17 protein-coding genes are annotated in these 26,190 nt (G+C 36.3%); 8 read left to right on the forward strand and 9 right to left on the reverse strand.

Going from position 1 to position 26,190, the window contains the following annotated elements; genetic code table 11:
• Positions 1-45 precede the first annotated feature (45 nt).
• The 4 genes from BM201_RS09610 to BM201_RS09625 all read left to right on the forward strand — a co-directional run bounded on the left by BM201_RS09610 (position 46) and on the right by BM201_RS09625 (position 6,637).
• The gene (locus BM201_RS09610; RefSeq protein WP_092542021.1) at positions 46-1,899 is read left to right on the forward strand and encodes a CocE/NonD family hydrolase; all 1,854 of its coding nucleotides are present in this window, start codon (positions 46-48) and stop codon (positions 1,897-1,899) included.
• A 6-nt stretch (positions 1,900-1,905) separates the two neighbouring features.
• Positions 1,906-3,726, forward strand: a complete 1,821-nt coding sequence (locus tag BM201_RS09615) for a DUF885 domain-containing protein (protein ID WP_092542023.1) — start codon at positions 1,906-1,908, stop codon at positions 3,724-3,726.
• A gap of 54 nt (positions 3,727-3,780) precedes the next feature.
• On the forward strand, positions 3,781-4,773 hold the full coding sequence (locus BM201_RS09620; RefSeq protein ID WP_245758614.1) for an aldose epimerase family protein: 993 nt from the start codon (positions 3,781-3,783) through the stop codon (positions 4,771-4,773).
• Positions 4,774-4,954: 181 nt separating this feature from the next.
• Complete coding sequence (locus tag BM201_RS09625; protein WP_092542025.1) at positions 4,955-6,637, forward strand: sodium/sugar symporter; 1,683 nt, start codon at positions 4,955-4,957, stop codon at positions 6,635-6,637.
• 81 nt (positions 6,638-6,718) lie between these two features.
• Here the strand turns inward: BM201_RS09625 and BM201_RS09630 are convergent, their stop codons facing one another.
• Both BM201_RS09630 and galK read right to left on the reverse strand, forming a co-directional pair.
• Positions 6,719-7,759 (reverse strand): UDP-glucose--hexose-1-phosphate uridylyltransferase, encoded by a 1,041-nt coding sequence (locus BM201_RS09630; protein WP_092542027.1) that lies wholly within the window; start codon positions 7,757-7,759, stop codon positions 6,719-6,721.
• Between the two features lie 23 nt (positions 7,760-7,782).
• Positions 7,783-8,946, reverse strand: coding sequence for a galactokinase (galK, locus tag BM201_RS09635; protein WP_092542029.1), 1,164 nt, complete (start codon positions 8,944-8,946; stop codon positions 7,783-7,785).
• 124 nt (positions 8,947-9,070) lie between these two features.
• Between galK and BM201_RS09640 the strand changes: the two genes are divergently transcribed.
• Positions 9,071-9,775: an NUDIX hydrolase gene (locus BM201_RS09640; RefSeq protein ID WP_092542031.1), complete on the forward strand. Its 705-nt coding sequence runs from the start codon at positions 9,071-9,073 to the stop codon at positions 9,773-9,775.
• Between the two features lie 102 nt (positions 9,776-9,877).
• The gene (locus tag BM201_RS09645; RefSeq protein WP_245758615.1) at positions 9,878-10,765 is read left to right on the forward strand and encodes a hydroxypyruvate isomerase family protein; all 888 of its coding nucleotides are present in this window, start codon (positions 9,878-9,880) and stop codon (positions 10,763-10,765) included.
• 57 nt (positions 10,766-10,822) lie between these two features.
• On the opposite strand, the gene BM201_RS09650 is transcribed toward BM201_RS09645, so the two are convergent.
• The 7 genes from BM201_RS09650 to BM201_RS09680 form a co-directional block, all read right to left on the reverse strand.
• Positions 10,823-11,695, reverse strand: coding sequence for a sterol desaturase family protein (locus BM201_RS09650; RefSeq protein WP_092542339.1), 873 nt, complete (start codon positions 11,693-11,695; stop codon positions 10,823-10,825).
• Between the two features lie 197 nt (positions 11,696-11,892).
• A complete protein-coding gene (locus tag BM201_RS09655; protein WP_092542033.1) occupies positions 11,893-12,993 on the reverse strand; it encodes a hypothetical protein in 1,101 nt (366 codons plus the stop codon).
• Between the two features lie 235 nt (positions 12,994-13,228).
• Entirely contained in the window at positions 13,229-15,781 is a 2,553-nt protein-coding gene (locus tag BM201_RS09660) for an adenosylcobalamin-dependent ribonucleoside-diphosphate reductase (RefSeq protein ID WP_092542035.1), read from the reverse strand.
• Positions 15,782-16,163: 382 nt separating this feature from the next.
• Positions 16,164-17,606, reverse strand: coding sequence for an alpha-amylase (locus BM201_RS09665; protein WP_092542037.1), 1,443 nt, complete (start codon positions 17,604-17,606; stop codon positions 16,164-16,166).
• Positions 17,607-17,686: 80 nt separating this feature from the next.
• On the reverse strand, positions 17,687-18,826 hold the full coding sequence (locus BM201_RS09670) for a SusE domain-containing protein (RefSeq protein WP_092542039.1): 1,140 nt from the start codon (positions 18,824-18,826) through the stop codon (positions 17,687-17,689).
• Between the two features lie 16 nt (positions 18,827-18,842).
• Positions 18,843-20,465: a RagB/SusD family nutrient uptake outer membrane protein gene (locus BM201_RS09675; protein ID WP_092542041.1), complete on the reverse strand. Its 1,623-nt coding sequence runs from the start codon at positions 20,463-20,465 to the stop codon at positions 18,843-18,845.
• A 10-nt stretch (positions 20,466-20,475) separates the two neighbouring features.
• Positions 20,476-23,403 (reverse strand): SusC/RagA family TonB-linked outer membrane protein, encoded by a 2,928-nt coding sequence (locus BM201_RS09680; protein ID WP_175487019.1) that lies wholly within the window; start codon positions 23,401-23,403, stop codon positions 20,476-20,478.
• Between the two features lie 239 nt (positions 23,404-23,642).
• Here BM201_RS09680 and BM201_RS09685 point away from each other — a divergent pair, with 239 nt between their 5' ends.
• Both BM201_RS09685 and BM201_RS09690 read left to right on the forward strand, forming a co-directional pair.
• Positions 23,643-24,662: a LacI family DNA-binding transcriptional regulator gene (locus BM201_RS09685; protein WP_092542045.1), complete on the forward strand. Its 1,020-nt coding sequence runs from the start codon at positions 23,643-23,645 to the stop codon at positions 24,660-24,662.
• Between the two features lie 142 nt (positions 24,663-24,804).
• Positions 24,805-26,172 carry an MFS transporter gene (locus tag BM201_RS09690; protein WP_092542047.1) on the forward strand — a complete coding sequence of 456 codons (1,368 nt, stop codon included), beginning with the start codon at positions 24,805-24,807 and terminating at the stop codon, positions 26,170-26,172.
• Positions 26,173-26,190 lie beyond the last annotated feature (18 nt).

Raw genomic sequence — 26,190 nt, forward strand, 5'->3', positions numbered from 1 at the left:
GGTGTAATTTCTATCTTTAGGGATTAAAAACACAATTCCTGAATAATGAAATTACACCAAAGGTCATTACTTTATACATTTTTACTATTTGTAGTATTTCAGGTTGCTGCTCAATCTGGCAGTGATTATAATGTAAAAGATCATTACACTAAAACTGAAGTTGATATCCCAATGCGGGATGGTACTAAGCTTCACACCACAATTTACTCTCCAAAAGATACTTCTAAAAAGTATCCTATAATAATGCAAAGAACGCCTTACAGCTCCAGACCTTATGGAGAAGGGCAAATGCGTTCTTTGATTGGTCCTAACCAATATCTTATGCAACAAGGTAACATTATTGTTTACCAGGATGTGCGTGGGCGTTGGATGAGTGAAGGGAAGTACGATAATATGCGTGCTTACATCCCGAATAAAAAAGGCGAGCAGTTTGACGAAGCCAGCGATACTTACGATACTATAGATTGGCTGGTAAAAAACGTAGATAACAATAATGGAAATGTTGGGATGTGGGGAATTTCATATCCTGGTTTCTATTCTGTTTATTCCTTAGTAGATTCTCATAAAGCCTTAAAAGCGGTTTCTCCGCAGGCGGGAATTTCAGATTTCTTTTTCGATGATTTTCACCACAATGGTGCTTATCTGTTAAGTTACTGGAGAGCAACAGCTCTTTTTGGATATCAAAAAGATGCTCCTACAACAGAGAGTTGGTACGAATTACCAGGTCTTGGTACTCAGGATCAATATCAGTTCTTTTTAGATCATACACCACTTAGTTCTTTAGATGAATATTATAAAGAAGACAATGAGTTTTGGCAACAACTAAAAGATCATCCTAATTATGACGAATTCTGGGAATCTAGAGGAATTATTCAGCATTTAGATGATGTAAAGCCTGCGGTAATGATCGTTGGTGGATTATTTGATGCCGAAGATCTTTACGGTCCTTTTAATGAATACAAAAAGATCGAAGAAACTAGCAACACTTATAATATTTTGGTTTACGGGCCATGGAGTCATGGAGACTGGGCTAGAGAAGGCGGAAGACAATCTGTTGGAAATGTATATTTTGAAGACAGTCTTTCTACAAGATATCAGCAGGATTACGAGACAAAATTCTTCAACCATTTCTTAAAGCAAAACGGTAAAGGTTCTTTAGATCTTGCTGAAGCACATATTTATGATACCGGGAAAAGAGAATGGACAGATTACGAGCAATGGCCTCCAAAAAATACAGTTGCTAAAACATTCTATTTAGGGGACGATCAAGAGCTTACTACAGCCGCTACAGACACAAAACAAGAGTTTGTAAGTGATCCAGAAAAGCCAGTTTCGTATAATAACGAAATTAAAACTGTTTTTACGCCACGTGAATACATGACGGGTGACCAGCGTTTTGCTGCAAGACGTCCAGATGTTTTGGTGTATGAAACTGAAGTTCTAGACGAAGATCTTAGTGTGGTAGGTGAAATTGAAGCCATGCTTAAAGTTGCAACAACAGGAACAGCGGCAGATTGGGTAGTAAAAGTGATCGATGTGTATCCACCAGATGCCGAGAATTACCCTGAAACGATGGATCATTTAAAAATGAGTAATTATCACATGATGGTGCGTAGTGAAGTGATGAGAGGTCGTTTTAGAAATGATTTTTCTAAACCAGAACCGTTTGAGCCTAACACTAAAACCGATGTAAATCTTACATTGCAAGGGGTAAATCATACATTTAAGAAAGGGCACAAGATGCAAATCCAGATTCAGAGTACCTGGTTTCCTTTAATCGACCTTAATCCACAAAATTATGTGGACAATATATTTAAAGCTGAAAAAGAAGATTTTCAGAAACAAACCCATACCGTATTTGGTGATTCAGCCATAAAATTTTCGGTATTGAAAAAATAATTTGTCATGCTGAAGAATCTTAGAAATTTAGGCGTTTTTCTTACAATTTTAGCTTTTGCTTCCTGTAAAAATCAACAGGGAGAGAGCTATTCTGAAGCTGAAATTACTAAAGCTTCAGAAGAACTGAACCAATATTTTGAAGAGCAATTCGAGGTAGAAGTTCAGGAATCACCTATGATGCAAACCCAACTTGGTAGAAAAACCAATTATGGGAAATGGGACGATTTTTCTCATTTACGTTATGCAGATGAGTTGAAAGAAGCAAGAAAGCGAAAAGAATATCTTGAAAATATAGATCCAAATTCGCTAAATAGAGAAACAAATCTAAGTTATCAGTTATACAAAAGACAGATCGATAAGGAAATTGAAGATTACGATTTTCGGTTTTACGATTATCCGGTAAACCAGATGTTTGGGTATCATTCCAGTTTACCGGCTTTTTTGATCAATAACCACAGAATCGATTCTGTTGCAGATGCTAAAGCTTACATTTCAAGGTTAAAAGGTTTTACAAAAGCATTTGAAGATGTTATAGGAGGAATTAAAATTAGAGAGCAAAACGGGATTGTTCCGCCTAGATTTGTTTTTGAAAAGGTAATTGATGATAGTAGAAATATCATTAAGGGAAAACCTTTTGAAAAATCTGAAAATGCCAGTACACTTTTGGCCGATTTCAAGGAGAAAATCGAAAAACTTGAAATTACTGAAGATCAAAAAGTGAAATTGATAAGCGAAGCTGAAAAAGCATTGGTAGAACATGTTCAGCCAGCTTATCTTTCGTTGATAGAGATTTTAGAAAGTCAGCAAAAACGTGCAAATAGTGATGATGGTGCCTGGAAATTTCCGAAGGGAGATAAATTTTATGCGCTAGCATTAAAACGCACAACGACAACTGATATGACTGCGGAAGAAATCCATGAATACGGACTTAGTGAAGTTACCCGAATTCATGGCGAAATGGAAAAGATCATGAAAGAGGTCGAATTTGAAGGTTCGCTGCAGGATTTTTTCGATTTTATGCGAAATGACGAGCAATTTTATTACGAGAATACTCCCAAAGCCAAAGAGCAATATTTAGCTGATGCCAAGGGAATAATCGATGAAATGCGAGGCAGTCTAGATGGATTATTTTTAACCAAACCAAAAGCAAAAATCAAAGTAAAAGCGGTAGAGGCTTTTCGCGAAAGAAGTGCAGGTAAGGCATTTTATCAGCAACCAGCGCCAGACGGTTCCCGTCCAGGTATTTTTTATGTAAATCTTTATGATATGAAGGCGATGCCAACCTATCAATTAGAGGCTTTAGCTTATCACGAAGGAATTCCCGGGCACCATATGCAAATTGCAATTGCGCAGGAACTAAAAGATATTCCGCAGTTTAGAAAATTTGACGGTTACGGCGCTTATGTAGAAGGATGGGGATTATATAGCGAATATTTACCAAAAGAAATTGGTTTTTATAAAGATTCCTATGCCGATTTTGGACGTTTAGCGATGGAATTATGGAGGGCTTGTCGGTTAGTTGTAGATACCGGGATTCATCATAAAAAATGGAGTAGAGAAGAGGGTATCGAATTTTACAAAAAGAACACTCCAAATGCCGAGAGTGACTGTGTAAAAATGGTAGAACGACATATAGTGATGCCAGGACAGGCTACGGCATATAAAATAGGAATGAAAAAGATTTTGGATCTACGGGAAAAAGCCAAAAGTGCTTTAGGTGAAGATTTTGATATCAAAGAATTTCATGATGCAGTTTTGCTGGATGGCGCACTACCTTTAGATGTTTTAGAATCCAAAATCGATAATTGGATCGAAGAAAATAAATAAGCTTAAAAAATCGTCCTGTGATCTAAACAGGACGATTTTTTTATCATAAATAATATGGGATTGGAAAATAATACAGAATTAAAAACCGTAAAACTGGTAAATAGAGCCAGTACAGAGGTTATTATCGTAAATTTTGGTGCTGCAATTGGTAGTATAAAGTTATACGATAAAAACCAGAAAATGGTAAACGTAATGGTCTCTCCAAAGATTGAAGATTTACCATCACCGTTAAACAAAACGCATAACCAGTGTTTTGGAGCTTCAATAGGAAGGTATGCCGGTAGAATTGCTGAAGGTAAATTTCAGTTAGAAGACAAAGAATATAGTCTTCATCAGGAAAACGGAGTTCATTTACATGGGGGAGAGAATGGATTTCAGTATAAATACTGGGAGATCGTAGAAGAAAAGCACGAGGAAAATCCTTCTGTTAAGTTGAAATATTTTAGTAAACATAACGAAGAAGGATACCCTGGTAATCTGGAAGTCTTTGTGACTTATACTTTGAACGAAGACAATGATCTTATTATCGAATACGAAGCAAAGACCGATAAAAAAACGGTTGTGAATTTAACAAATCACGCCTATTTTAATCTGAATGGTGAGGGAAGTGTAAGCGATCATTTTTTAAAGATCAATGCTGATAAGATCCTCGAGATCGATGAAAAGCAATTACCAACCGGAAATCTTAACAATCTACGTGGTCACGCAAAAGATTTTGGGAACAATCGCCTAATAGGGAATAGAAATCTGGACGATACTTTTGTATTGAACAGTGATGGGGACGAACTGGGAGCACAACTTTTTGCACCGCTAACCGGTATAAAATTAGATATGTCTACCAATCAACCTGCGGTAGTAGTTTATGCACCAGAGTCTTTACCAGACGATCTGGATTATCAAACCAGAATATCTGAATTTCCTTCGATTTGTTTTGAAGGACAAAACTTCCCCGATGCGCCCAACTTCAGGAATTTCCCGAATAGCGTTTTAGAGCCAGGAGAAGATTATTATAACAGAATTAGTTTTAAATTCAGTGTGAAAAAATAGTACTTTTGACTATAAGCGTAAATTTTACGTTTATAAATTAAAAAAGTAATATCTTTAGCGAAATATTGTGAAAATTTTATTTCATTTGGGACACGGTGCATTTTTCTAAAGCTAGAAAGCTACATCGATTTATTTTCAACTTTTGAGATTTTCTTAAAAATACATTCTAAACTTATTTTATATGGAATTTGAATTATTAGACGTGATAGTATTCGTCGCCTACGCGTTGCTTATAATCGGGGTTGGATTATGGGTTTCTCGAGGAAAAGGGGATACTTCAGAAGATTACTTCCTGGCCAGTAAATCTTTGCCGTGGTGGGCAATTGGGGCCTCTTTAATTGCAGCAAATATTTCAGCAGAGCAATTTATCGGGATGTCTGGTTCTGGTTTTGCATTAGGATTAGCAATTGCATCTTACGAATGGATGGCTGCGATCACTTTAATTGTTGTGGGTAAATTTTTCTTACCCATTTTTATTGAAAAGAAACTTTATACCATTCCAGAATTTATTGAAGTTCGTTATAGTAAGAACTTAAAAACGATCTTAGCGGTTTTCTGGATCTGTTTATTCATTTTTGTTAACCTTACTTCTGTTCTTTATTTAGGAGCTACTGCGCTAGATACCATTATTGGTGGTGGTGATGGTGCTATCTTTATGGAATGTATCATCGGTCTTGCCTTGTTCGCAGCGGCATATTCTCTTTATGGTGGTTTATCTGCGGTTGCTTGGACAGATGTTGTGCAGGTAGTACTTTTAGTTATTGGGGGTTTAATTACAACTTATATCGCTTTAGAACACGTTTCTAGTGATGGAAACATCTTTACAGGAATGTCTGAAGTTTTTGAGCAGGTACCAGAAAAATTCTCGATGATCCTAGATCAGGGGGAAATTATTACTCCAAATGGTAAAGATGCTTGGTGGGATTTACCAGGAATCGCCGTTTTAGTTGGTGGTCTTTGGGTTGCTAACCTTTATTACTGGGGCTTTAACCAGTATATTATTCAAAGAACACTTGCTGCTAAGAGTTTAAAAGAATCTCAGCGTGGTATTGTGCTTGCAGGATTTTTAAAGATATTAATTCCGCTTATTACAGTAATTCCGGGAATAATCGCTTTCGTGATGAATACCGATGCTAGCGGACTAATTAGCGAAGGTGTAACCAGTGCTTCATTCTTTGGTGAAAACGGAAGAATTATAAATGATAACGCAGCACCATGGTTAATTAAAGAATTTGTACCAGCAGGTCTTAAAGGACTTGTTTTAGCCGCTCTTGCAGCAGCTATCGTATCTTCTTTAGCTTCGATGCTGAACTCTACGGCTACCATCTTTACAATGGATATTTATAAGCCTTTCTTCCAGGAGAAGGCAGGTACTTCAGAAAAAGGATTAGTAAATGTTGGTAGAGTAACTGCAACTATCGCTTTGATCATTGCAATTATTTTAGCACCACAACTAAAGAGTTTGGGGCAGGTTTTCCAGTATATTCAGGAGTATACAGGTGTTGTTAGCCCAGGGATCTTAGCGGTATTTATGTTAGGTTTATTTTGGAGAAAAACAACAAATAATGCTGCAATTTGGGGAGTATTAGTATCTATTCCAATTGCTTTATATTTCAAGATAGGGCCAAACGGCTGGATCGATTCTCCGTTCTTTATTACCTGGCCATTTATGCACCAGATGATGGCAACATGGATTTTAACGATGATCATTATGGTTATCATTACCTATCTTGAAACCGGTGGTAAAATTCAGGAGAAATCTATTAAACTTAGTAAAGATCTTTTCAAAACAGGACCAATTTTTAATATTGGTAGTTTTGCTATCATTTTAATTGTTGCGATGCTTTACGCCATGTTCTGGTAGAAATCAAAGAAAATACATATAAAACAAAAATCCCGAAGCATTACACTTCGGGATTTTTTATTGGTTGGTTAGGTGGAAAAATTATTGCTTTAGATAATGAATATCGCTTAAGTTTTGTAAAGTTTTTGCAGCTTGCTCTGCAGTAATATCACGTTGTGGGCCGGCAAACATTTCGTATCCTACCATAAATTTTTTTACGGTAGCCGAACGTAAAAGCGGTGGATAAAAACTCATGTGCCAATGCCATTCAGGATAATCGGATCCATCGGTTGGAATTTGGTGAATTCCGCTTGAATATGGGAACGAGGTTTCAAACAGGTTATCGTATTTTATGGTCAGTTTTTTAAGAATTTCAGCAAAAGCTTTTTCTTCTTCCTGGTTTAACTGTCCAATATGCTGTTGATGTTTTTTTGGAGCGATCATAATCTCATAAGGCCAAACTGCCCAGTAAGGAACTAACGCCACAAAATGCTTATTTTCAACAATAATGCGCTCTTTAGCTTCTAATTCCTGTTTTATATAATCCCCAAGTAAACTGCTTTGATTCTTATCCCAATATGCTTTAAAATGCTTCGATTTTTTTTCAATCTCTGTTGGAATAGACATTTGTGACCAAATTTGTCCATGTGGATGCGGATTACTACAGCCCATAATGGCGCCTTTATTTTCAAAGATCTGAACGTAATTAATGTTGTCCTGGCTACCTAATTCGGCGTATTCTTTTTTCCAGGTTTTCACAACTTTGGTAATATCTTCTTCTTCCATAAGAGGAAGCGTAAGCGAGTGATCTGGAGAAAAGCAAACCACTTTACAAATACCAACTTCGGTTTCGGCTTTCATTAATCCGTTTTCCTGAGTTGCCATAGGGCTATCAATTAAAAGCGCAGAGAAGTCGTTTATAAAAGTATAAGGTTCTTTATAATCTGGGTTTTTATCACCGGTACTTCTTGTATTTCCCGGGCATAAATAACAGCTGGGATCGTAAGTTTCTTTTTTAGGCGTGGTATCTTTCTCGGTTTTTCCCTGCCATGGTCGCTTTGTACGATGCGGAGAACAAAGAATCCATTCACCGGTTAGAATATTATATCTTCTATGAGGGATCGAATTAATATCGTGACTCATTTTTATCGTTTTCTAATTAGTAATTATAATTTTTCTACGATTGTTCCTTCACTTGGTGAAACAGCAATAGTATCTAATTTTATATTGAATTTTTTGAAGTAAGCTTCAGCAGCTTCAGCAACATATTCGTCGATCTTATCAGCTTCAATTAAATTAATGGTACAGCCGCCAAAACCACCACCCATCATTCGGGAACCATAGATGTAATCTTTATCTCTGGAAAATTCAACTAAAAAGTCGAGTTCCGGGCAACTAACTTCATAATTATGCTGAAGTCCGTCGTGAGATCCATACATTAATTCTCCAAATTCGTTAAGTTTTCCTGCTTTTATCGCAGTTGTGGCATTGATTACACGCTCGTTTTCCTCGATCACATAACGTGCTCTTTGGTACTGTTTTCCTTCTAACTGCGCTTTAAATTCTTCAAGCATTTCAAGGTTTACGTCACGAAGACTTTTTACTTCAGGATATTTTTTCTGAATCACTTCAACAGCAGCTTCACATTCCTGTCTACGCGTATTATATTCGCTATCGGCAAGATTGTGAGAAACATTGGTATTCAGCAACAACAATTTACAGGATTTAAAATCTGCCGGAATATATTCAGCATGTAAACTTTCACAATCCAAAAGAATAATATGATCCTGTTTACTCATTACTGAAGCATATTGATCCATAATTCCGCATTTATTACCTACAAAATTATGTTCGGCTTTTTGCGATAGCTGAGTAATTTCAACTTTGCTTAAACCAAGATCGAAAAGAGCATTTAGTCCAGAAGCAAAACCACATTCTAAGGCCGCAGAAGAACTAATTCCTGCACCGGTAGAAAGGTCGCTTTTAATGATACAATCAAATCCTTTCAAAGATTTTCCTAAAACCTTGATTTCGTTAGTTACTCCTAAAACATAGTTTTCCCAGGATTTTTCGCTTATCGATAAATTGTTATGATCGAATTCTAAATAGGCGTTATAGGTAACGCTATAAATACGACAGGTACTATCTGTCTCATTTTCTTTAAATTCAAAGTATATTTTTTTATCGATTGCGGTAGGCATCACAAAACCATTGTTATAATCTGTATGCTCGCCAATTAGGTTTATTCTTCCGGGAGAAGCCACTTTAATGCTAGGCTTAAAATTAGTGAAAGTTTCCGGTAATTTTTGCGCGTTGGTTAAAGTACTCAAAGTGCTTATTTTTAGTAAATTTATAGATCAAATATAATAAACGTAAAATTTACATTCATCTTTTTAATTGATTATTTTTTAACTATTTCCCTATATTTAACAGCCAACTGTATAAAATACACTTATGACGCCAGCTTTAAAAGATCTATACGTTCAAAAAGATAAAATGTATGTAGCAACCGACTGTATTATTTTTGGTTTTGATGCAGGGAAGTTAAAGCTACTTGCTTTTAAACGTAGGGTAGAACCATTTTTGGGAACCTGGTCTTTGATAGGAAGTTTTGTGCGAATGGAAGAAGACGTAAGCGTTGCTGCCAAACGTGTACTTACTGAAATTACAGGTTTAGACAATGTTTTTATGGAGCAACTTAAAGCTTATGGGCTGGCAGATCGAGATCCTGGCTATCGCTGTGTTTCAATCGCACAGTTTGCTTTGATAAGAATCGACGATTACGATAAAGAGCTTACAGAAAAGCACGGTGCACATTGGTTTGATTTAGAAGAATTGCCAGAGTTGGTATTAGATCACAGCCAAATGGTAGAAGATGCAATGGCACGATTAAAGCGTAAAGCGAGATATCAACCTATAGGTTTTGAGCTTTTACCAGAAAAATTTACGATCCCGCAATTACAATCTTTATACGAAGCTATTTACCAAAAGAAACTGGACGATCGAAATTTCAGAAAAAAATTGATGACGCTTGGCTTATTGATCAAACTGAACGAAAAAGATAAAAGCTCTTCGAGAAGAGGCGCTTTTCTATATAAATTCGATTATGATAATTATCAAAAGCTGGTGAAATCTGGATATAACTTCGAGATTGCTTAAATTGAATCAATTTTATTTGATATATTATTAAAATTATAGGATTTAAAGTCAGTTTTTAATTTATAATGTATATTTTACGCTTATTAATAATTTCTGAAAAGGATGAGTAAAACAAATCGAAGATCTGCGATTAAGACAATGGCAATGGGAGCTGGAGTTTTAGGTTTAAGCCCAATAATTGCATTGGAGGCTGAAGCAAAACCAACCAACCTAAATATGAAACGTTTAAAAAACAATATTAAACACTCTGCCTGTCGCTGGTGCTATCAAAGCATTCCTTTGGAAGAATTTGCAAAAAATGCTGCAGAAATTGGACTAAAAGGAATCGATCTTTTAAAGCCTGAAGAATGGGAAACTGTTGAAAAATATGGTCTTGAATGTTCTATGGCTACAGATACTTTTGCAAATATTGAAAATGGATTTAACGAAGTTAAAAACCATAAGCATTTGCAGGAATCTTACATGCCTTTAATCGAAAAAGCTTCTAAACACGGAATAAAGAATGTGATCGTTTTTTCTGGTAATCGCCGCGGGATGGACGATGAAACCGGATTTAAAAACTGCGTAACAGGTTTAAAGCCATTGTTGGAATATGCACAAGAACGTAATGTAAATCTTGTGATGGAGCTTTTAAACAGTAAAGTAGATCACCATGATTATATGTGCGATCATACCGAATGGGGTGTAGAGCTTGCTAAACGTACAGAAATGCCAAACTTTAAATTACTTTACGACGTATATCATATGCAAATTATGGAAGGTGATGTAATTGCTACGATCAGAAAACATCATAAATATATAAACCACTATCATACTGGTGGTGTTCCCGGTAGAAATGAAATTAATGATTCGCAGGAATTATTTTATCCGGCAATCATTAAAGCAGTTATAGAAACCGGTTTTGATGGTTATTTAGCGCAAGAGTTTATCCCAACTTACGATGATCAATTGGCAGCCTTAAAAGAAGGTATTAAAATTTGTGACGTCTAGTTCTTAAAATAGGATCAAAAAATAAAGAATCTCGCTATAAGGCGAGATTCTTTATTTTTAAGCATCTTTTTTACCTGGGTTTTTTTCTAGTGAGCTTGGTGGCGCTACAAAAATCCATAAAGCCTTTTTTATACTTCCTGCGCGGCGCATATTTTTAAAAATATCTACCCAAACATGAAAAACATGCTTCACAGGATTAAAATGTTTTGGCTGGTCTATAATTCCGTAGATCGATTTTTCAGTTTCTGGCTCAAAAGTACCAAACATACGATCCCAGATTATAAAAGTTGAACCATAATTTTTATCCAGATAATTTTCATTTCTTCCGTGGTGAACGCGGTGATGCGATGGCGTCACAAAGAAGAAACTAAACCATTTTGGCATTCTGTCGATTAATTCAGTATGAATCCAGAACTGATATAAAACAGCAATTTGGTGGCAAATGAAAAATACAACAGGGTGGAAGCCTAAAAAACTAATCGGGATAAAAAAGATTACTTTTATCTGCTGTGTCCACGACAATCTAAATGAGGTTGAAAGATTATATTTTTCTGAATTATGATGCGTAACATGCGTAGCCCAAAGAAAATTTACTTCATGCCCGTATCGATGTGCCCAATATCTACAAAAATCTAGAACAACAAAACACAAGATCGAGGTAAACCAGTTCACAGGAATACTCCACGAAACCGAATTGTAAACCCATAACACCAATCCAAACATGATCGATTTGGTGACTAAACCTTGTAATATATAAACCAATCCTATGGTAAGGGAGGTCAAGAAGTCTTTCTTTTCGTAAAGATCTCTTTTTGTTTTCCAGCTGAAATAAAACTCTAAAAGTGCCAGCCCGATCATAATAGGAGCGGCATATAGAATTAAATCGGGAGCGCTGGAAATTACTTTATCTAATGTGATTTCCTTTTTCATTGGGTGGCGAATTTCTTTAATTTTAATTATAAAGTAATTAAACTCCCCATCCAAATCTTACTCTAGAAGATTTAAATTTTAACAGAAAACGATTTTGTGAAAATCTTACTCAATGCGAAAAACTAAAAAACACGGTTATTTCTAAAAATTTGGGAAATTGATGCCTGATGCTTCAACCTATGTTTTTATAGCAATCATTATTTCAATAGCCTAAAATACCACGAAATTGCTATAGACAGATTTACCGAATACCCGCTAAGATCCTCGTAAAAATCGTTGCGAGAGACGAACAATCTCGACCTTATAGAAGTTTCAGTAATATTCCTTCTGCTTAAAAATACGTTTGGGATAGTGTTTAGTTTTTTGCGAATCTTATAGTCTACATTTAAACCCAATAAGAAATTATAATCGGTAATAATAAGATCACTATCTTCCCCATCGTAGTCATTTTCAGAAAACTCGGTTATGGCAAGACCTGCAAAAGGTGCGATCTTAAATTTTGGATTATCAACAATCGCGTACCCATAAGAAAAATCTAATAAAGCAAGGGTGTAATCCAGCTCTTCTTCCCAGTAAGTTCTACCTGAGTAGGCTTGATCTACATTCCCGCCAGATAAGATCATATTAATATAAAAGATTGAGTTTTTAAAGGAAAAATCGAAACCAAAATTAAAGCCAATCGAATTGTCAAAATGTTCTTTTATAGACTCATTTCTAAAACTATAGGCGGCACCTACGTGCAATCCCATTCCAAAATTTGCTTTTTCATATTTCGGGATGCTGCTATTTTCGTAGATCGTTAAACGGTCTTCGATATTTGCGGCCCACTCCTTAACGATTTCGGGATCTCTTCCGTTGCGACTTTGATTTTGAAAAATTTCAACTTCATTATTCAAGGCTTCATATTGATTCTGAAAAACGGTTTCAGCTGAAAAATAGGAGCCAAGGTGATCCAGATCATATTGTAATTTTCTTCGGTATAATTCTGCAATATTAAAAATTACCTGGTTATACTGAAGGTTTTGAGCCGTCTTAAAATCAGGTTTTACCCAGGAAAGTTGTGTGTCTGAATAGCAAAAACTTTGCAATCTAAAGATCACGGTATCGTTTACTTTTTCTTTACTCGGAGTGTAGCCAATGACATATTTTAATTCTGAAATTGAATTTTCAAAGGAAATTTCACGCTCTTTGAAGTCGTCCCAGGTTAAATTCCCTTCGCTCCAGTCTTTTCTGGATTCCTGACTGTATATTCCTGCAAATACGAAGCAAAAGAGTATACCAAAAAGTTTGTTTTTCATTAAAGTAGTAGGTTCATAAGAGCCTAGAAGTAATTTTTATTGATTAAAATTTGAATTAAAATGATAAAAGTAATATTTAAAAAATACGGTTAAAAATAGATGATTTGATTGATAATTTTCGATAAAAAATTAATCTAAAACATCAAATTTGAGGTTGTTCGATTTGATATAAAATAAAAAGGCTGCCAATTGGCAGCCTTTCACTTAACACTTAAAATCTGTTATTGTTGAGTGATTATCCACATTTAGAAGATCCACAATCTTTACAGGTTAAACATCCTTCTTGGTAAATAAGATTAGATGAGTTACAGTTGGTACATTTTTCTTTTTTAGCAACGGTACCATCTGCGATAAAACGTTTTAAAGCTCTTGCAACTCCGTTTTTCCAGGTATTAATTGATTCTGAATCTAACTGAAGACTATTTACTAAGTTTACCACATTATCTATTGGCATCCCATGTCTAAGTGTACTTGAGATCAATTTCGCATAGTTCCAGAATTCAGGATTAAATTTGTGCGATAAGCCTTCAATAGTGGTTTTATAGCCTCTTTTATTTTTATACTGAAAATCGTAACGAGAAGTTCCGTCTTCATTTCGGTTTTTAATAATTAAACCTTCGTTTACCCATCGTGGGATAAGGATCCCGTCTTCATCATCAGAAAATCCGGTAAAGATCTCGTAAGGTCTGCCGTCGATTAATCCAATAAATGCGATCCATTTATCTTTATTGTTTTGGAAACGTACAACATCTGCTTCTAAAACCTCTGGACGCTTGGTTGGGAAAACTCCAGATTCTTCTTTTTCTTCTTCTTTTTTCTCGTCGTTAGAGATTAAAACTCCAGAGCGTGACCCATCACGATAAACCGTAACACCTTTACAACCGGCCTGCCACGCTTCAAGGTATAATTTGCCTACAAGATCTTCGCTAACATCATTAGGTAAATTAATGGTCACACTAATTGAGTGATCTACCCATTTTTGTACTGCTCCCTGCATTCTTACTTTACTTAACCAGTCTACATCGTTACTGGTAGCCTGGTAGTAAGGAGAAGCTTTTACCAATTCGTCTAACTCGGTATTCGAGTAATTCTTATCAATATCGTGACCCTTTACCTTCATCCATTCTTTAAAACGATGATGGAAAACCACATATTCTTCCCAGCTATCGCCAACTTCGTCTACAAAGTCTACACGAACATCTTTATCGTTAGGGTTTACTTTTCTTCTACGTTTATAAACCGGTAAGAAAACAGGCTCTATACCAGAAGTTGTTTGCGTCATCAAACTTGTTGTCCCGGTAGGAGCAATGGTTAAAAGAGCGATGTTTCTACGGCCATATTCTAGCATATCGTAGTATAATTTTTCATCGGCATCTTTCAATCTAAGAATAAACGGATTCTCTTTTTCTCGATCTGAATCAAAAATAGAAAATGGGCCTCTTTCTTTTGCAGTATCTACAGATGCACGATAAGCCGCAAGTGCTATATTCTTATGAATTTCAGTAGAAAATGCTACACCTTCTTCGCTTCCGTATCTAATTCCAAGTCCTGCAAGCATATCACCTTCAGCAGTGATTCCAATACCAGTTCTTCTTCCTTCCTGTGCTTTCTTTTTGATGTTTAGCCAAAGGTTTTTCTCAACTCCTTTTACCTCATCAGTTTCTGGATCTGCGTCGATCTTTTCGATAATTGCATCGATCTTTTCTAATTCAAGATCTATGATATCGTCCATGATGCGTTGTGCAGCACTAATATGTTTTTTGAAAAGCTTATAGTTAAATTTCGCTTTATCTGTAAAAGGATCTTCTACATAAGAAAATAAGTTGATGGCTAATAATCGACAAGAATCGTAAGGACAAAGCGGTATTTCACCACATGGGTTGGTAGATACCGTTTTGTAACCAAGATCTGCATAACAATCCGGTACAGATTCGTTGATCACTGTATCCCAAAAAAGAATACCAGGTTCTGCCGATTTCCAGGCATTGTGAACGATTTTCTTCCAAAGCTTTTCTGCTTCTATTTCTTTGCTGAATTTAGGTTCACTACTAAAAACAGGATATTTTTGTGTATAAGCTGTTTTATTCTTTACAGCTCTCATAAAATCATCATCAATTCTTACCGAAACATTTGCCCCGGTAACTTTACCTTGCTCCATTTTAGCATCAATAAAGTCTTCTGAATCTGGATGATTAATAGATACTGAAAGCATTAATGCACCACGACGACCATCTTGTGCAACTTCTCTGGTAGAGTTCGAATAACGCTCCATAAAAGGAACAATTCCAGTTGAGGTTAAAGCCGAGTTTTTTACTGCAGAGCCTTTAGGTCTTATGTGTGATAGATCGTGACCAACACCTCCACGACGTTTCATTAATTGTACCTGCTCCTGGTCGATCTTCATAATCCCACCATAAGAATCTGAACTACCATCGTTACCAATTACAAAACAGTTAGATAGCGAAGCGATCTGGTAAGGATTTCCTATTCCTGCCATTGGGCTTCCCTGCGGTACGATGTATTTAAAATCTTTGATAAGATCGAAAACTTCATCCTCGGTCATTGGATTAGGATATCGCTGTTCTACACGAGCAATTTCTTTCGCAATTCTACGATGCATATCATTAGGGGTTTGCTCGTAGATGTTACCATCTGAATCTTTTAAGGCATACTTATTTACCCAAACACGGGCAGCAAGGTCATCACCTTTAAAGTACTCTAAAGAAGCCTTAAAAGCTTCATCCTGAGTATAAATTTTAGGAGCTTTAGGAGTTGTTTGTACAGGCATAAATCACGTCGATTAAAATTAGAAAAGTAAACTTTGGTAGGGTAAATGTAAATAAATTATTAAGACGTGAAATGTTATGTTTTTTGAAAGTTATCAATAAAAAGCTGTTAATAACTTAGTTTTCAGTTTTTTAATATTTTATCAACAGTTTAAAGTTGACAAAAAAGCAAAACTTTAAATAAATATAATTTGGAAAAGTTTTAGAGGCTGACTTCTAACGGATAAGGAAAAATTTAAAAATGGAAGCCGATTTTATACAATCTGAATAGAAATTTAAAAATAGAATTTACTTTCTAAAAAACAGGTTTTTATATCATAAAAAAATCAAAAAACGGGATAAAAATTAATTTATCCCGTTTTTTATAAACCTGATAAAATAATGCTATTCTGTGATCGACCAGATCGCATAAGAATTTGAAGGAGCTTCGATAGTTACTTCTCCATTTTCGTTTACTTGTGGGCGATAATTTGAATTTTCTGAATAATCCATTAAGATCGAAGAATCCCAACTTGTAGTAATTGTTCTTCTTTTTCCGTTAGGAGATAGATTAATATAAAGAATTAATCCAGGATTTTCTGAATCTCCACCTCTTTGCATGATATATTCATCTTCATCTGCATAAATTACGTTTACAGATCCCGTAGCCAAGCTATTATGGATACTAATTAGTTTATTTATTTGATCCTGAAATTCTGGATTTTCATAATCAAGATAAAAAACCGTTGGATATCCAGGATGAGTCATAATAAAAGCATATGCTTTTAATTTGTTTTCAGATTCGATATAATTATCGATGTTTCCATCCTTTTCTGTATCGTGATTAGCTGTAAAAGTCACAGCTTTATCAGGATGTGTTTGCCAAACCTGGTCTCTTGTTAGGTAGGTTAGATCTTCATTTCTGTCGAATGCCTGCTCCATTCTGTAGAAGGCTGCAAAATCAAAAGCTCCACTTCCGGTAGCTTCAATATGAGATCTTATTAGATCTGGATCACCGTCCCAAAGCTCACTTACCGAAAAGCCACCAACTGCATCCAGCCATTCTTTGATCACAAAAGGTTCGAAACCTAGTACATAATCAAAACGCCATCCATCAAATCCTATAACATTTTTATAGTATTTCGCGACAGAGTTTTCGTCTTTCCATAACCAGTTTTGTACGCGTTCTCTATGGTGATCTAAGTTAGTTTCAGCATAAAATAAACTTCCCGGATCGTAGTTGCTTACACTATTTGGATAAAAATCTTCGTAATTTCTATTGAACATTCCAGAAGCATTTCCGTGAGTTTCGTCGAATAAGCTATACGTATCTTTTTCGCGATATGGATTGTATTCTAAGCCACCACCAGAATTATGATTTAAGATAATATCTGCAATAACCTCGATATCATTATCGTGTGCAACGCTTATCATATTTTCTAACTCATCACGAGTTCCAAATCTAGTAGGAGTTGTTCCATGCTGATTAAAATTTCCAAAATCAAAATAATCAGAAAGGTCGTAACCCATAGAATATCCACCAGATTGCCCTTTGGTAGCTGGTGGGATCCAGATACGGTTTACCCCGGCATCTGCCCAGGTTTCCATTTTATCTGAAATCGTGTTCCACCATTCGAATCTTGGCTTTACATCCCAATAAAAAGCCTGCATCATTACTCGGCTTCCATTATCATACTCCTCAAGGTTTAATGCCGAAACAGGTTCTGGTTGCTCTACACCATTATCATCATCTGGATCCACTGGCGCATCATCATCTGAAGAACATCCAATAATCGAAGCAACACTTAGCAGACATATAAAAGGATACTTAAATATATGTTTTTTCATAAATAAAAATTTAGAAAAGGCTGCGTTAAGCAGCCTTTTATTGGCACCGCCAAACGGTATAATACCCCTAGGCAGTTTTCTTAGTTTTTAGAAATAGAGTAAGTGTATTGTCTTGGATTGCTTAGGTCTAAAGTGATGGTATAATTTCCATCTTCTGGAATTCCGATATTAGCACCACCAAATTCCATTGTTCCATCAGCATCATTATCACCAATATTAAGATCCCATGCATCATTAGCTCTAAACTTGATACCGTTGTCTGGTGCTTCCTGCTCGGTTAAATCTAAAGTTACACTCCATATTTTAGTTTCAGGATCGTAAGTCATATCTGTATCACTATCCCATCCTGTTGGAGTAGCATTTCCAATAACACCCCAGTTGGTTTCAGTAAGACTGTAAGTAAGTGCAGCAGTATCTACATTTATAAGGAAGTAACCTCCTGTACCTTCAGGGGTACCCGCATTTACTTCACCTTCCTGAACAATAGTCCCTGTAAAATCACCATTTTCTGTACCTGCATCTCCATAATCACCATCAAAGCTTTCGTTGCTTGGTAAGAATTTATATTCTGGAGCGTCTACGTTCATGTAAACAAATCCTTCATAATCTGTATTTCCTTCAGCAGAAGCTGCAAGTGGAGTAGCGTCAGCCGGAGTCCAGTCTGATCCATAACCACTAGCTCCTAAGAAGTTTCCAACCACATATAGCATTGGAAGATCTAATGTTTCCTCTTCCTCTTCAGGAAGTGTTACGTTGATACTCATAATAGATGATAATTGCTCTACAACATTTCCAGCATCAGCACCAACATAAGCACGAAGTCTAAGGTAAATTGTACCAGTATTAGGCTCTGCCGTTGTTGGATCATTATCTAATCCAGCCTCTCTAGCTAATGCTAGTAAGTTTCCAACTGTTACCGCTAAATTTGTTTGAGTAACATTTCCCAACAGAGAATAAGTTTCGAAACTTTCTGATACAGATGCCTGTAATTCGTAGTTTACTGGAGTTTGCACATCGAAATCTGCTTCGTTCCAAACAAATCTTTCTGCCAAGTTATCTGAATTTGAGGCTTTAAGCATATACGTTTCTAAAGTAGCATTGGTAAATGCTATTCCGTCTGGATCTGGCTTTGCTGTAAAAGTAAAGTCATCGTCTTCTGTACAAGCTGTGAAGCTTAATATTGCGATAAACGCGATGAATAATAGAGTTAACTTTTTCATTGTGTCTTTATGTTTATTAATAGCCTGTATTTTGAGTTAAATTAGGATTGATTAAAATGATGTTACTTGGTAGTGGGAACAAAGCTCTAAAATCACCAACCGAGGTTCCAGATTGCGAACCACCTTTAAATGGCCATAGATAATTACCTGAAGTAAAATCGTTGTATCTAATAAGATCTGTTCTTCGTTGTCCTTCCCAGTACAATTCTCTTGCTCTTTCGTCTAAGATGAAATCTGTAGTAAGATCTGCTGAAGAAATATTACCATCAGAATTTCCAAAAGCTCTTTCTCTTAGCTCGTTGATGTATCCAACAGCATTTTGCACACTACCTCCAGAACCTCCTCGAGTTACCGCTTCGGCATACGTAAGATAGATTTCTGCCATTCTAATGATAGGTAAATCTGTATCTACGAAGTCTCCACCGGTATCACTACCAGCATTTCCTTCAGAATCGATATTCTTAAACTTAGTTACCGCATATCCATCTGTAAAAGTATTGGCGATCGTGTTGATCTCAAGACTTTGACCTTCTGTAAAAAACATAGCTCTTTGGTCTGCCCATTCGGTTGGGTTACCATCAGCATCTGAAGCTGTTACCGCATAGTCGAATTTGTTTACCAAAGCCTTTGTTGTTCTTAAGCCAGACCATCCACCATTCACTCCATAGGCAGAAGCATCCATTTCACCACCAATGGCAGCATGCACAAGAAATGTAGTCCCTCCATAAGTTCTGGAACTGTTACCATCGAAGTTCAATGCGAAGATAAATTCGTCTTGAGCACCATTACTATCATTGTCTGCTAAGAAAAGTTCGTCATAAGCAGACCCATTTCCGTTAGCATCTACAGTGTTGATCTGGTAAGATGAATTGATCACCTGGTTTGCATAGGTAATCGCATCTGTATAACGATCCTGGCCGATCCAGGTTTCAGCGTTAAGATAAAGTTTTGAAAGAAGAGCCCAGGCTGCAACACGATCTACGCGACCATATTCGCTAGCACCGCTTTCATTTAAATTATTCTGAATTTCAGTTAATTCAGCTTCGATATAATTGAAGATTTCTTCTCTTGAATTTTGAGCTGGTAATTCAGTTGAAATCTGAGTTACCAAAGGAACATTTCCATAAAGATCGATCAGGTTGTAATACGCAAATGCTCTTAAGAACCGTGCTTCAGCAATAAAAGAAGCTACTGAAGGATCATCCAAAGAGGATGCATTTGAAATAAAAGAGTTACAAAAAGATACCTCCTGCGCAAGACGATAATACATTGCTGTGGTAAAATCATTTCCTGCACCCCAGCTCATAGCATGTAAATTAGGAAGTCCCGGGTCACCCCAACCTACAACAGCATTATCTGTAGTAAGCTCATTTAAACTAAATAACATTCTGGAATATTGTGAAGTTCCTTCATCTATTCCAGAAATATCAGGTTGTCCTGCTGGTCCCTGTTGTCCTGTTAAGGCTAAACTGGCATAAAGTTTAGCTAAAGCACCTCTTGCCTCGTCTGCATTAGCAAATACATCATTCTCTGTAAAACTATCTGGATCGATAGGTGTTTGATCCAGGTCATCATGGCAAGACACTATAATAAGTGTAGGTATGATGAGCGCTAATTTCTTTATATAATTCATTTTCATACTTCTTTTTTTAGAAATTAAGATTTACACCAACGGTAAAAGTTCTTGGTCTTGGATAGAAGTTATTGTCGATACCTCCATTAATTTCTGGATCAAGACCATCATAGTCTGTCACGATAAGCACGTTTTGCGCTGTACCATAAAGACGTAGTGTAGATTCTTCAAAGATTTGATCGAAAGTATATCCTAGTGTGATATTGTCTAATTTGAAGAAAGACGCATCTTGTACATAGTAATCACTTTGTAGATTAGTTTCAGTTAAACTTTGGAAACCAGTATTAAAGTAATCTCTATGTAGATTTGTTAGAATACTATTCTCTGTGGCTCTTATCTCATAAGATTTTGCAGAAGCCATATTGTTATATGCATAGTTTCCTAAACTAGCTCTAGATACAACCGCTAGATCCCAATTCTTAAAACTAACATTGGTATTTAATCCCATAGTGATATCTGCAAAAGGATCCTTGTATAAATATTTATCTTCATCGTTGATCTGGTTGTCACCATTACGATCTACATAAGCACCTTCGATTGGTCTTCCCGCTTCATCATAAACCTGTTTGTAAACCCAGTAGCTAAAAGGAGAATATCCTTCTTTGTGTAATTGGATATTATTACCAGTACCTCCATTGATTCCACCAGTCTCTACCTGGTCTGGTAAATTGGTAATCTCATTATCGTTATAAGCGATATTGTAGCCAATACTCCATTTAAAATCATCGGTTTGTACAGGAACTACATTTAATTCGAATTCAACACCTCTGTTTTCCATGTCTCCAATGTTCTTATCGATACCATTAGAGAAGTTAGTAAATGGATCTACAGTTACGTAGCTAATCATATCTTCTGTTCTCTTAAGATATGCGTTAATAGATCCAGAGATTCTGCTATTAAAGAATGAATAATCTAAACCGGCATTTAAAGTTTTTCCAACTTCCCATCTAAGGTCTTCGTTATAAGCTTCTGGACGGTAAGTTTGGTAATATGATTGTCCAAATTGATAATATGCATTAGACCTTGAACCTGTATATTTCGTTAAGAAAAGATAATCTCCAAGACCATTTACGTTTGCGATCTCACCATAACCTACACGAAGTTTTAATTGATCTACAGTATTAGAATTAAAGAATTCTTCGTTATTAATATTCCAGGCTACAGCAAAAGAAGGAAAGTATCCCCAACGATCATCTGGATTTAATTTAGATGAAGCATCAGCTCTTAAAGTTGCAGTTACTAAGTAACGATCTGCATAGTTATAATTTGCTCTACCAAAATATGATAGTAATGTGCTTCTCCATTTATCGATAAATTCAGCATCGTTTCCTTCTTCTGCAGCTTCACTATCAAAACTGTAGTTATCGTTTTCGAAACTCTGATAAGAATATCCCAAAACAGCGTTCAAACTGTGGTCATCAAAATCATTATCGTAAGTTAAATAAGCATCGAACAGTTTATTAGTAGAGTTATTCGTATAATTTGAGTACGAGCCATTCCAATCTAACTGAGAAGATGGCATATTTTCTGAAACTATCGTTCTACCATGACTATTTGTTCTATCTAGTCCAACGTTAACAGTCGCTGTGACATCTGGGAAAAAGTGTAGTTTATAGTCAACTTTTGCATTTCCTATAAAACGACGAACTTCAGCAGAATCATCTTTTTCGTTAATCAGTGCAATTGGGTTAACAGGAGCCAGGTTGTTTAAAGCATATCTATCTGCTTCCTCACTATATACTAACCATGAATTATAGTTACTAAATGGTGAGTTTGGATCATAAATAGGCTGTGTAGGATCGTAATCTACAGATGTTCCAATCGCATCACGGTTTGCGAACGTATTTTCAGTATACATTCCACGTCCGTTAAGCTCAAATTTTAAATGACCATCCATAAAACTTGGCCTTAAGCTTACAGATCCTGTTGTTCTGGAAAAGTTATCACCAGATAAAATTCCATCCTGATCTGTATACCCAACTGAAGCACGAGTTGGCATAAATCCACCAATGTTTCCGGTAGTACTTAAATTGTGATCAAATCCTATTGCTTCAGAATAGATTTCTTCCTGCCAATTCATGTTAGCATCACCTAGTCTTGCGATAGCTGCTTCGTTCCCAACCTCGTTTACCAGTGCTCTAAACTCATCAGCATTCATTACATCTACATAATTTGTAGGTCTTGACACTGTTGTGTTACCAGAGTAGTTGAATTTAAATTCCTGTCCTTTACCTTTTTTAGTAGTAATTAAAACTACACCATTGGCAGCACGAGAACCATAGATCGCTGTAGAAGAAGCATCTTTTAGAACGGTCATGCTCTCGATATCATTTGGATTAATGAAATCTAACGGGTTTCTGGATCCACCAACATTGCTATTGTCTAATGGAATTCCATCTACTACGTAAAGAGGAGAACTATTTAAAGAAATAGATCCAATACCCCGAATATTAATACTTTGTCCCTCACCAGGGGCTCCACCACCTGAAGTTACGGTAACACCGGCGATCTTACCAGTGATTAACTGTCCTGCAGTGTTTACCTGTCCCTGGTTAAAATCTTCAGTAGAAACCTGGTTTACGGCACCTGTCGCATCTTTTTTACGAACGGTACCATATCCAACCACAACTACTTCATCTAAAGTAGCCTGGTCTTCGTCTAACTGTACATCTATTGTTTGCTGTCCTGTGAATTCGACCTCTTTAGTAGAGAATCCTAAAAATGAAAAAGCGAGGGTATCACCCACTACAAGGTTTTCGATAGTGTATAAACCATCAAAGTCTGTAATGGTTCCATTGCTGGTTCCTTTTACAATCACGTTTGCTCCAGGCACCGGCATTCCGGTTGCGGTTTCAGAAACCGTTCCGGAAACGGAATTTTGGGCAAAAAAGCTCATCGGCAGCATAAGCAGCAAAAACAATGTGCTTTTAATTAATGTTCTCATAAATTTCCCTATTGAATTTTACTTAGATTATAAACTTGATATTTTTACTTCCTGAGGTTAAAATTATATAATTTTTAAGTTCTTTTTTTGAGGATATCTCAATAAACCCTCACTACAACGTTGTAGTGTTGAAAACTTTTCTTTTTTAAGCGGTTAAATTGCTTAAATCGCAAATAGAAACATGATTTTAATGTATTTTTGAGGCTACAGAGAGCTCGAAAAAATGTAGACTGAATTTTATGAGGCCAAAACTTACTTTAAAGCAAATAGCGAAAGAATTAGATGTATCGATTTCGACGGTTTCAAAATCGTTGAGAGATAGTCCAGAGATTGGTGAAGATACTAGACAAAAAGTGCAGGCTTTTGCCAAATTATACAATTATAAGCCTAATAATATTGCGCTAAGCCTTAAAAACAGAAAGACAAAAACTATAGGAGTCGTAATTCCAGAAATTGTACATCATTTTTTTACGACCGTTATTAGTGGGATAGAACATGTAGCCAATGAAAAGGGCTATAGTGTGATTGTATGTCTTTCAGATAACAGTTTCGATAAAGAAGTGCTGAATATGGAGATGCTTGCCAATGGTAGTATCGACGGATTCATACTTTCAGTTGCTAAAGAAACCATGCAAAAAGGTGATTATCATCATTTGATCGAAGTGGTTAATCAGGGAATGCCTTTGGTGCTTTTTGATCGCTCTGTAGAAGAAGTTCCTTCAGATAAAGTGATCATTGACGATGTAAAAGGCGCTAAAAAAGCGGTTCAATGCTTAATCGATAAAGGTGCACGTAATATTGGAATTATTTCTACCGTAGATTATATTAGTGTAGGGAAATTAAGAACCCAGGGCTATACTGAAGCGCTTGTAGAAAATGGTTTTGAGGTAAATGAAAAAAATATCCTGAAAATCGAGAATATGGATCAGGTAGAGCAGGAAATTTCAGCTTTTGCTGAGTCTGGAGATTTTGATGCCCTCTTTGCGGTTAACGAACATTTTGCTGCGGCTGCCGTTAGAGCAGTTCGAGATAAAGGACAAAAAGTTCCTGATGATGTTCAGGTTATAGGCTTTACCGATGGAGAATTATCCAAACGTTTTATTCCTAGTCTAACAACTATTAGTCAGCACGGAAGCCGAATGGGCGAGGAGGCTGCACGCTTGCTTATAGAGAAATTAGAAAAGTCTCCAAATGAGGAAGAAAGCTACAAAACGATCATTGTGGAAACTGGTTTAATTGAGCGAGAATCTACAAAATAATAATTTTAATGGCGTAATTTTTAAATTATTAGCTATCTTTATCGCCAAATTAGTTAATTTATCAGAACTTATATTTTTACTTCCTACCTAAATTAAGTTTTGATAAGTCTTAGTGCTTATCGTAACCATTTAAAATTACGATATGCAGAAACGCAAATTAAGTTTCTGGGAGATCTGGAATATGACATTCGGATTTCTCGGGATTCAAATGGGATTCGCATTACAAAATGCAAATGCCAGCCGTATCCTTCAGGTTTTTGGTGCAGAGGTCGAGCATCTTTCATGGTTTTGGATCGTCGCTCCTGTTACAGGTTTGATCGTCCAACCTATTATTGGTTATTATAGTGATCGTACCTGGACCAAATTGGGTAGACGCCGTCCCTTTTTTCTAACAGGTGGAATTTTAGCTGCCATTGGTTTGGTGTTAATGCCAAATGCCGACTTGTTTACTGCAATTATGCCGTCTTTATGGGTTGGTGCGGGGATGTTAATGATCATGGATGCTTCTTTTAATGTAGCCATGGAGCCATTTAGAGCTTTAGTAGCCGATAATCTTCCAAGCGATCAGCGAACATTAGGTTTTAGTATTCAAACGGTATTAATTGGGATAGGAGCGGTGGTTGGCTCTTGGTTACCTTATGTTTTAGCTAATTGGTTTGGATTTTCGAATAGAGCTGCGGAAGGTGAAATACCTTTAAATCTTCTACTATCTTTTATCATTGGAGCTGTAGTTTTAATAGTAAGTATCTTAATTACAGTATTTACCACTAAAGAATATAGTCCTGAGGAATTAGAGCATTTTCATGCACAGGAAGATAAACCTGGTGATGTTGTTCCAGACGAAGAGAAATCTAAGATCACTGATATTTTTACAGATTTTCTAAAAATGCCGCATACCATGCGCCAGTTAAGCTGGGTGCAGTTTTTCTCCTGGTTTGGATTGTTCGGAATGTGGGTATTTGCTACTCCGGCCATAGCACATCATATCTATGGATTGCCACTTTCAGATTCTAGTAGTGAAACCTACCAGGATGCTGGGGATTGGGTTGGGATCTTATTTGGAGTTTATAATGCCGTTTCTGCTGTCTTCGCGTTTTTCTTACCGGTAATCGCTAAAAAAGTAGGCCGTAAAAAAACGCACATCATTTCATTACTTATTGGTGGAGCAGGTTTGCTTTCAATTTATGTAATGCCAGATGAAAACTGGGTGATCTTAAGTATGGTTGGTATTGGTGTTGCCTGGGCAAGTATCCTGGCGATGCCGTATGCTATTTTAGCCGGAGCGATACCACCTCGAAAAATGGGTGTTTATATGGGGATTTTCAACTTTTTTATTGTTGTGCCTCAAATAATCAATGCGTTAATAGGCGGGCCAATGGTAAAATACCTTTATGGCGGTGATCCTATTTATGCACTAATGATGAGTGGTGTGGCTTTTATTATTGCGGCGATACTTACACTAAGAATAGACGACGTAGACGAAGAAGTCTCATCTAAAGCTACTAACTAAGAATTCAAGAAACACACT

This window comes from Zunongwangia mangrovi (genome assembly GCF_900112105.1).
Classification (GTDB): domain Bacteria; phylum Bacteroidota; class Bacteroidia; order Flavobacteriales; family Flavobacteriaceae; genus Zunongwangia; species Zunongwangia mangrovi.

Bases quoted from the DNA above. Each gene is read 5' to 3' on its own strand.
- BM201_RS09610 (WP_092542021.1), top strand. From the start codon at position 46: ATGAAATTACACCAAAGGTCATTACTTTATACATTTTTACTATTTGTA.
- BM201_RS09615 (WP_092542023.1), top strand. From the start codon at position 1,906: ATGCTGAAGAATCTTAGAAATTTAGGCGTTTTTCTTACAATTTTAGCT.
- BM201_RS09620 (WP_245758614.1), top strand. From the start codon at position 3,781: ATGGGATTGGAAAATAATACAGAATTAAAAACCGTAAAACTGGTAAAT.
- BM201_RS09625 (WP_092542025.1), top strand. From the start codon at position 4,955: ATGGAATTTGAATTATTAGACGTGATAGTATTCGTCGCCTACGCGTTG.
- BM201_RS09630 (WP_092542027.1), bottom strand. From the start codon at position 7,759: ATGAGTCACGATATTAATTCGATCCCTCATAGAAGATATAATATTCTA.
- BM201_RS09640 (WP_092542031.1), top strand. From the start codon at position 9,071: ATGACGCCAGCTTTAAAAGATCTATACGTTCAAAAAGATAAAATGTAT.
- BM201_RS09645 (WP_245758615.1), top strand. From the start codon at position 9,878: ATGAGTAAAACAAATCGAAGATCTGCGATTAAGACAATGGCAATGGGA.
- BM201_RS09650 (WP_092542339.1), bottom strand. From the start codon at position 11,695: ATGAAAAAGGAAATCACATTAGATAAAGTAATTTCCAGCGCTCCCGAT.
- BM201_RS09655 (WP_092542033.1), bottom strand. From the start codon at position 12,993: ATGAAAAACAAACTTTTTGGTATACTCTTTTGCTTCGTATTTGCAGGA.
- BM201_RS09660 (WP_092542035.1), bottom strand. From the start codon at position 15,781: ATGCCTGTACAAACAACTCCTAAAGCTCCTAAAATTTATACTCAGGAT.
- BM201_RS09665 (WP_092542037.1), bottom strand. From the start codon at position 17,606: ATGAAAAAACATATATTTAAGTATCCTTTTATATGTCTGCTAAGTGTT.
- BM201_RS09670 (WP_092542039.1), bottom strand. From the start codon at position 18,826: ATGAAAAAGTTAACTCTATTATTCATCGCGTTTATCGCAATATTAAGC.
- BM201_RS09675 (WP_092542041.1), bottom strand. From the start codon at position 20,465: ATGAAAATGAATTATATAAAGAAATTAGCGCTCATCATACCTACACTT.
- BM201_RS09680 (WP_175487019.1), bottom strand. From the start codon at position 23,403: ATGAGAACATTAATTAAAAGCACATTGTTTTTGCTGCTTATGCTGCCG.
- BM201_RS09685 (WP_092542045.1), top strand. From the start codon at position 23,643: ATGAGGCCAAAACTTACTTTAAAGCAAATAGCGAAAGAATTAGATGTA.
- BM201_RS09690 (WP_092542047.1), top strand. From the start codon at position 24,805: ATGCAGAAACGCAAATTAAGTTTCTGGGAGATCTGGAATATGACATTC.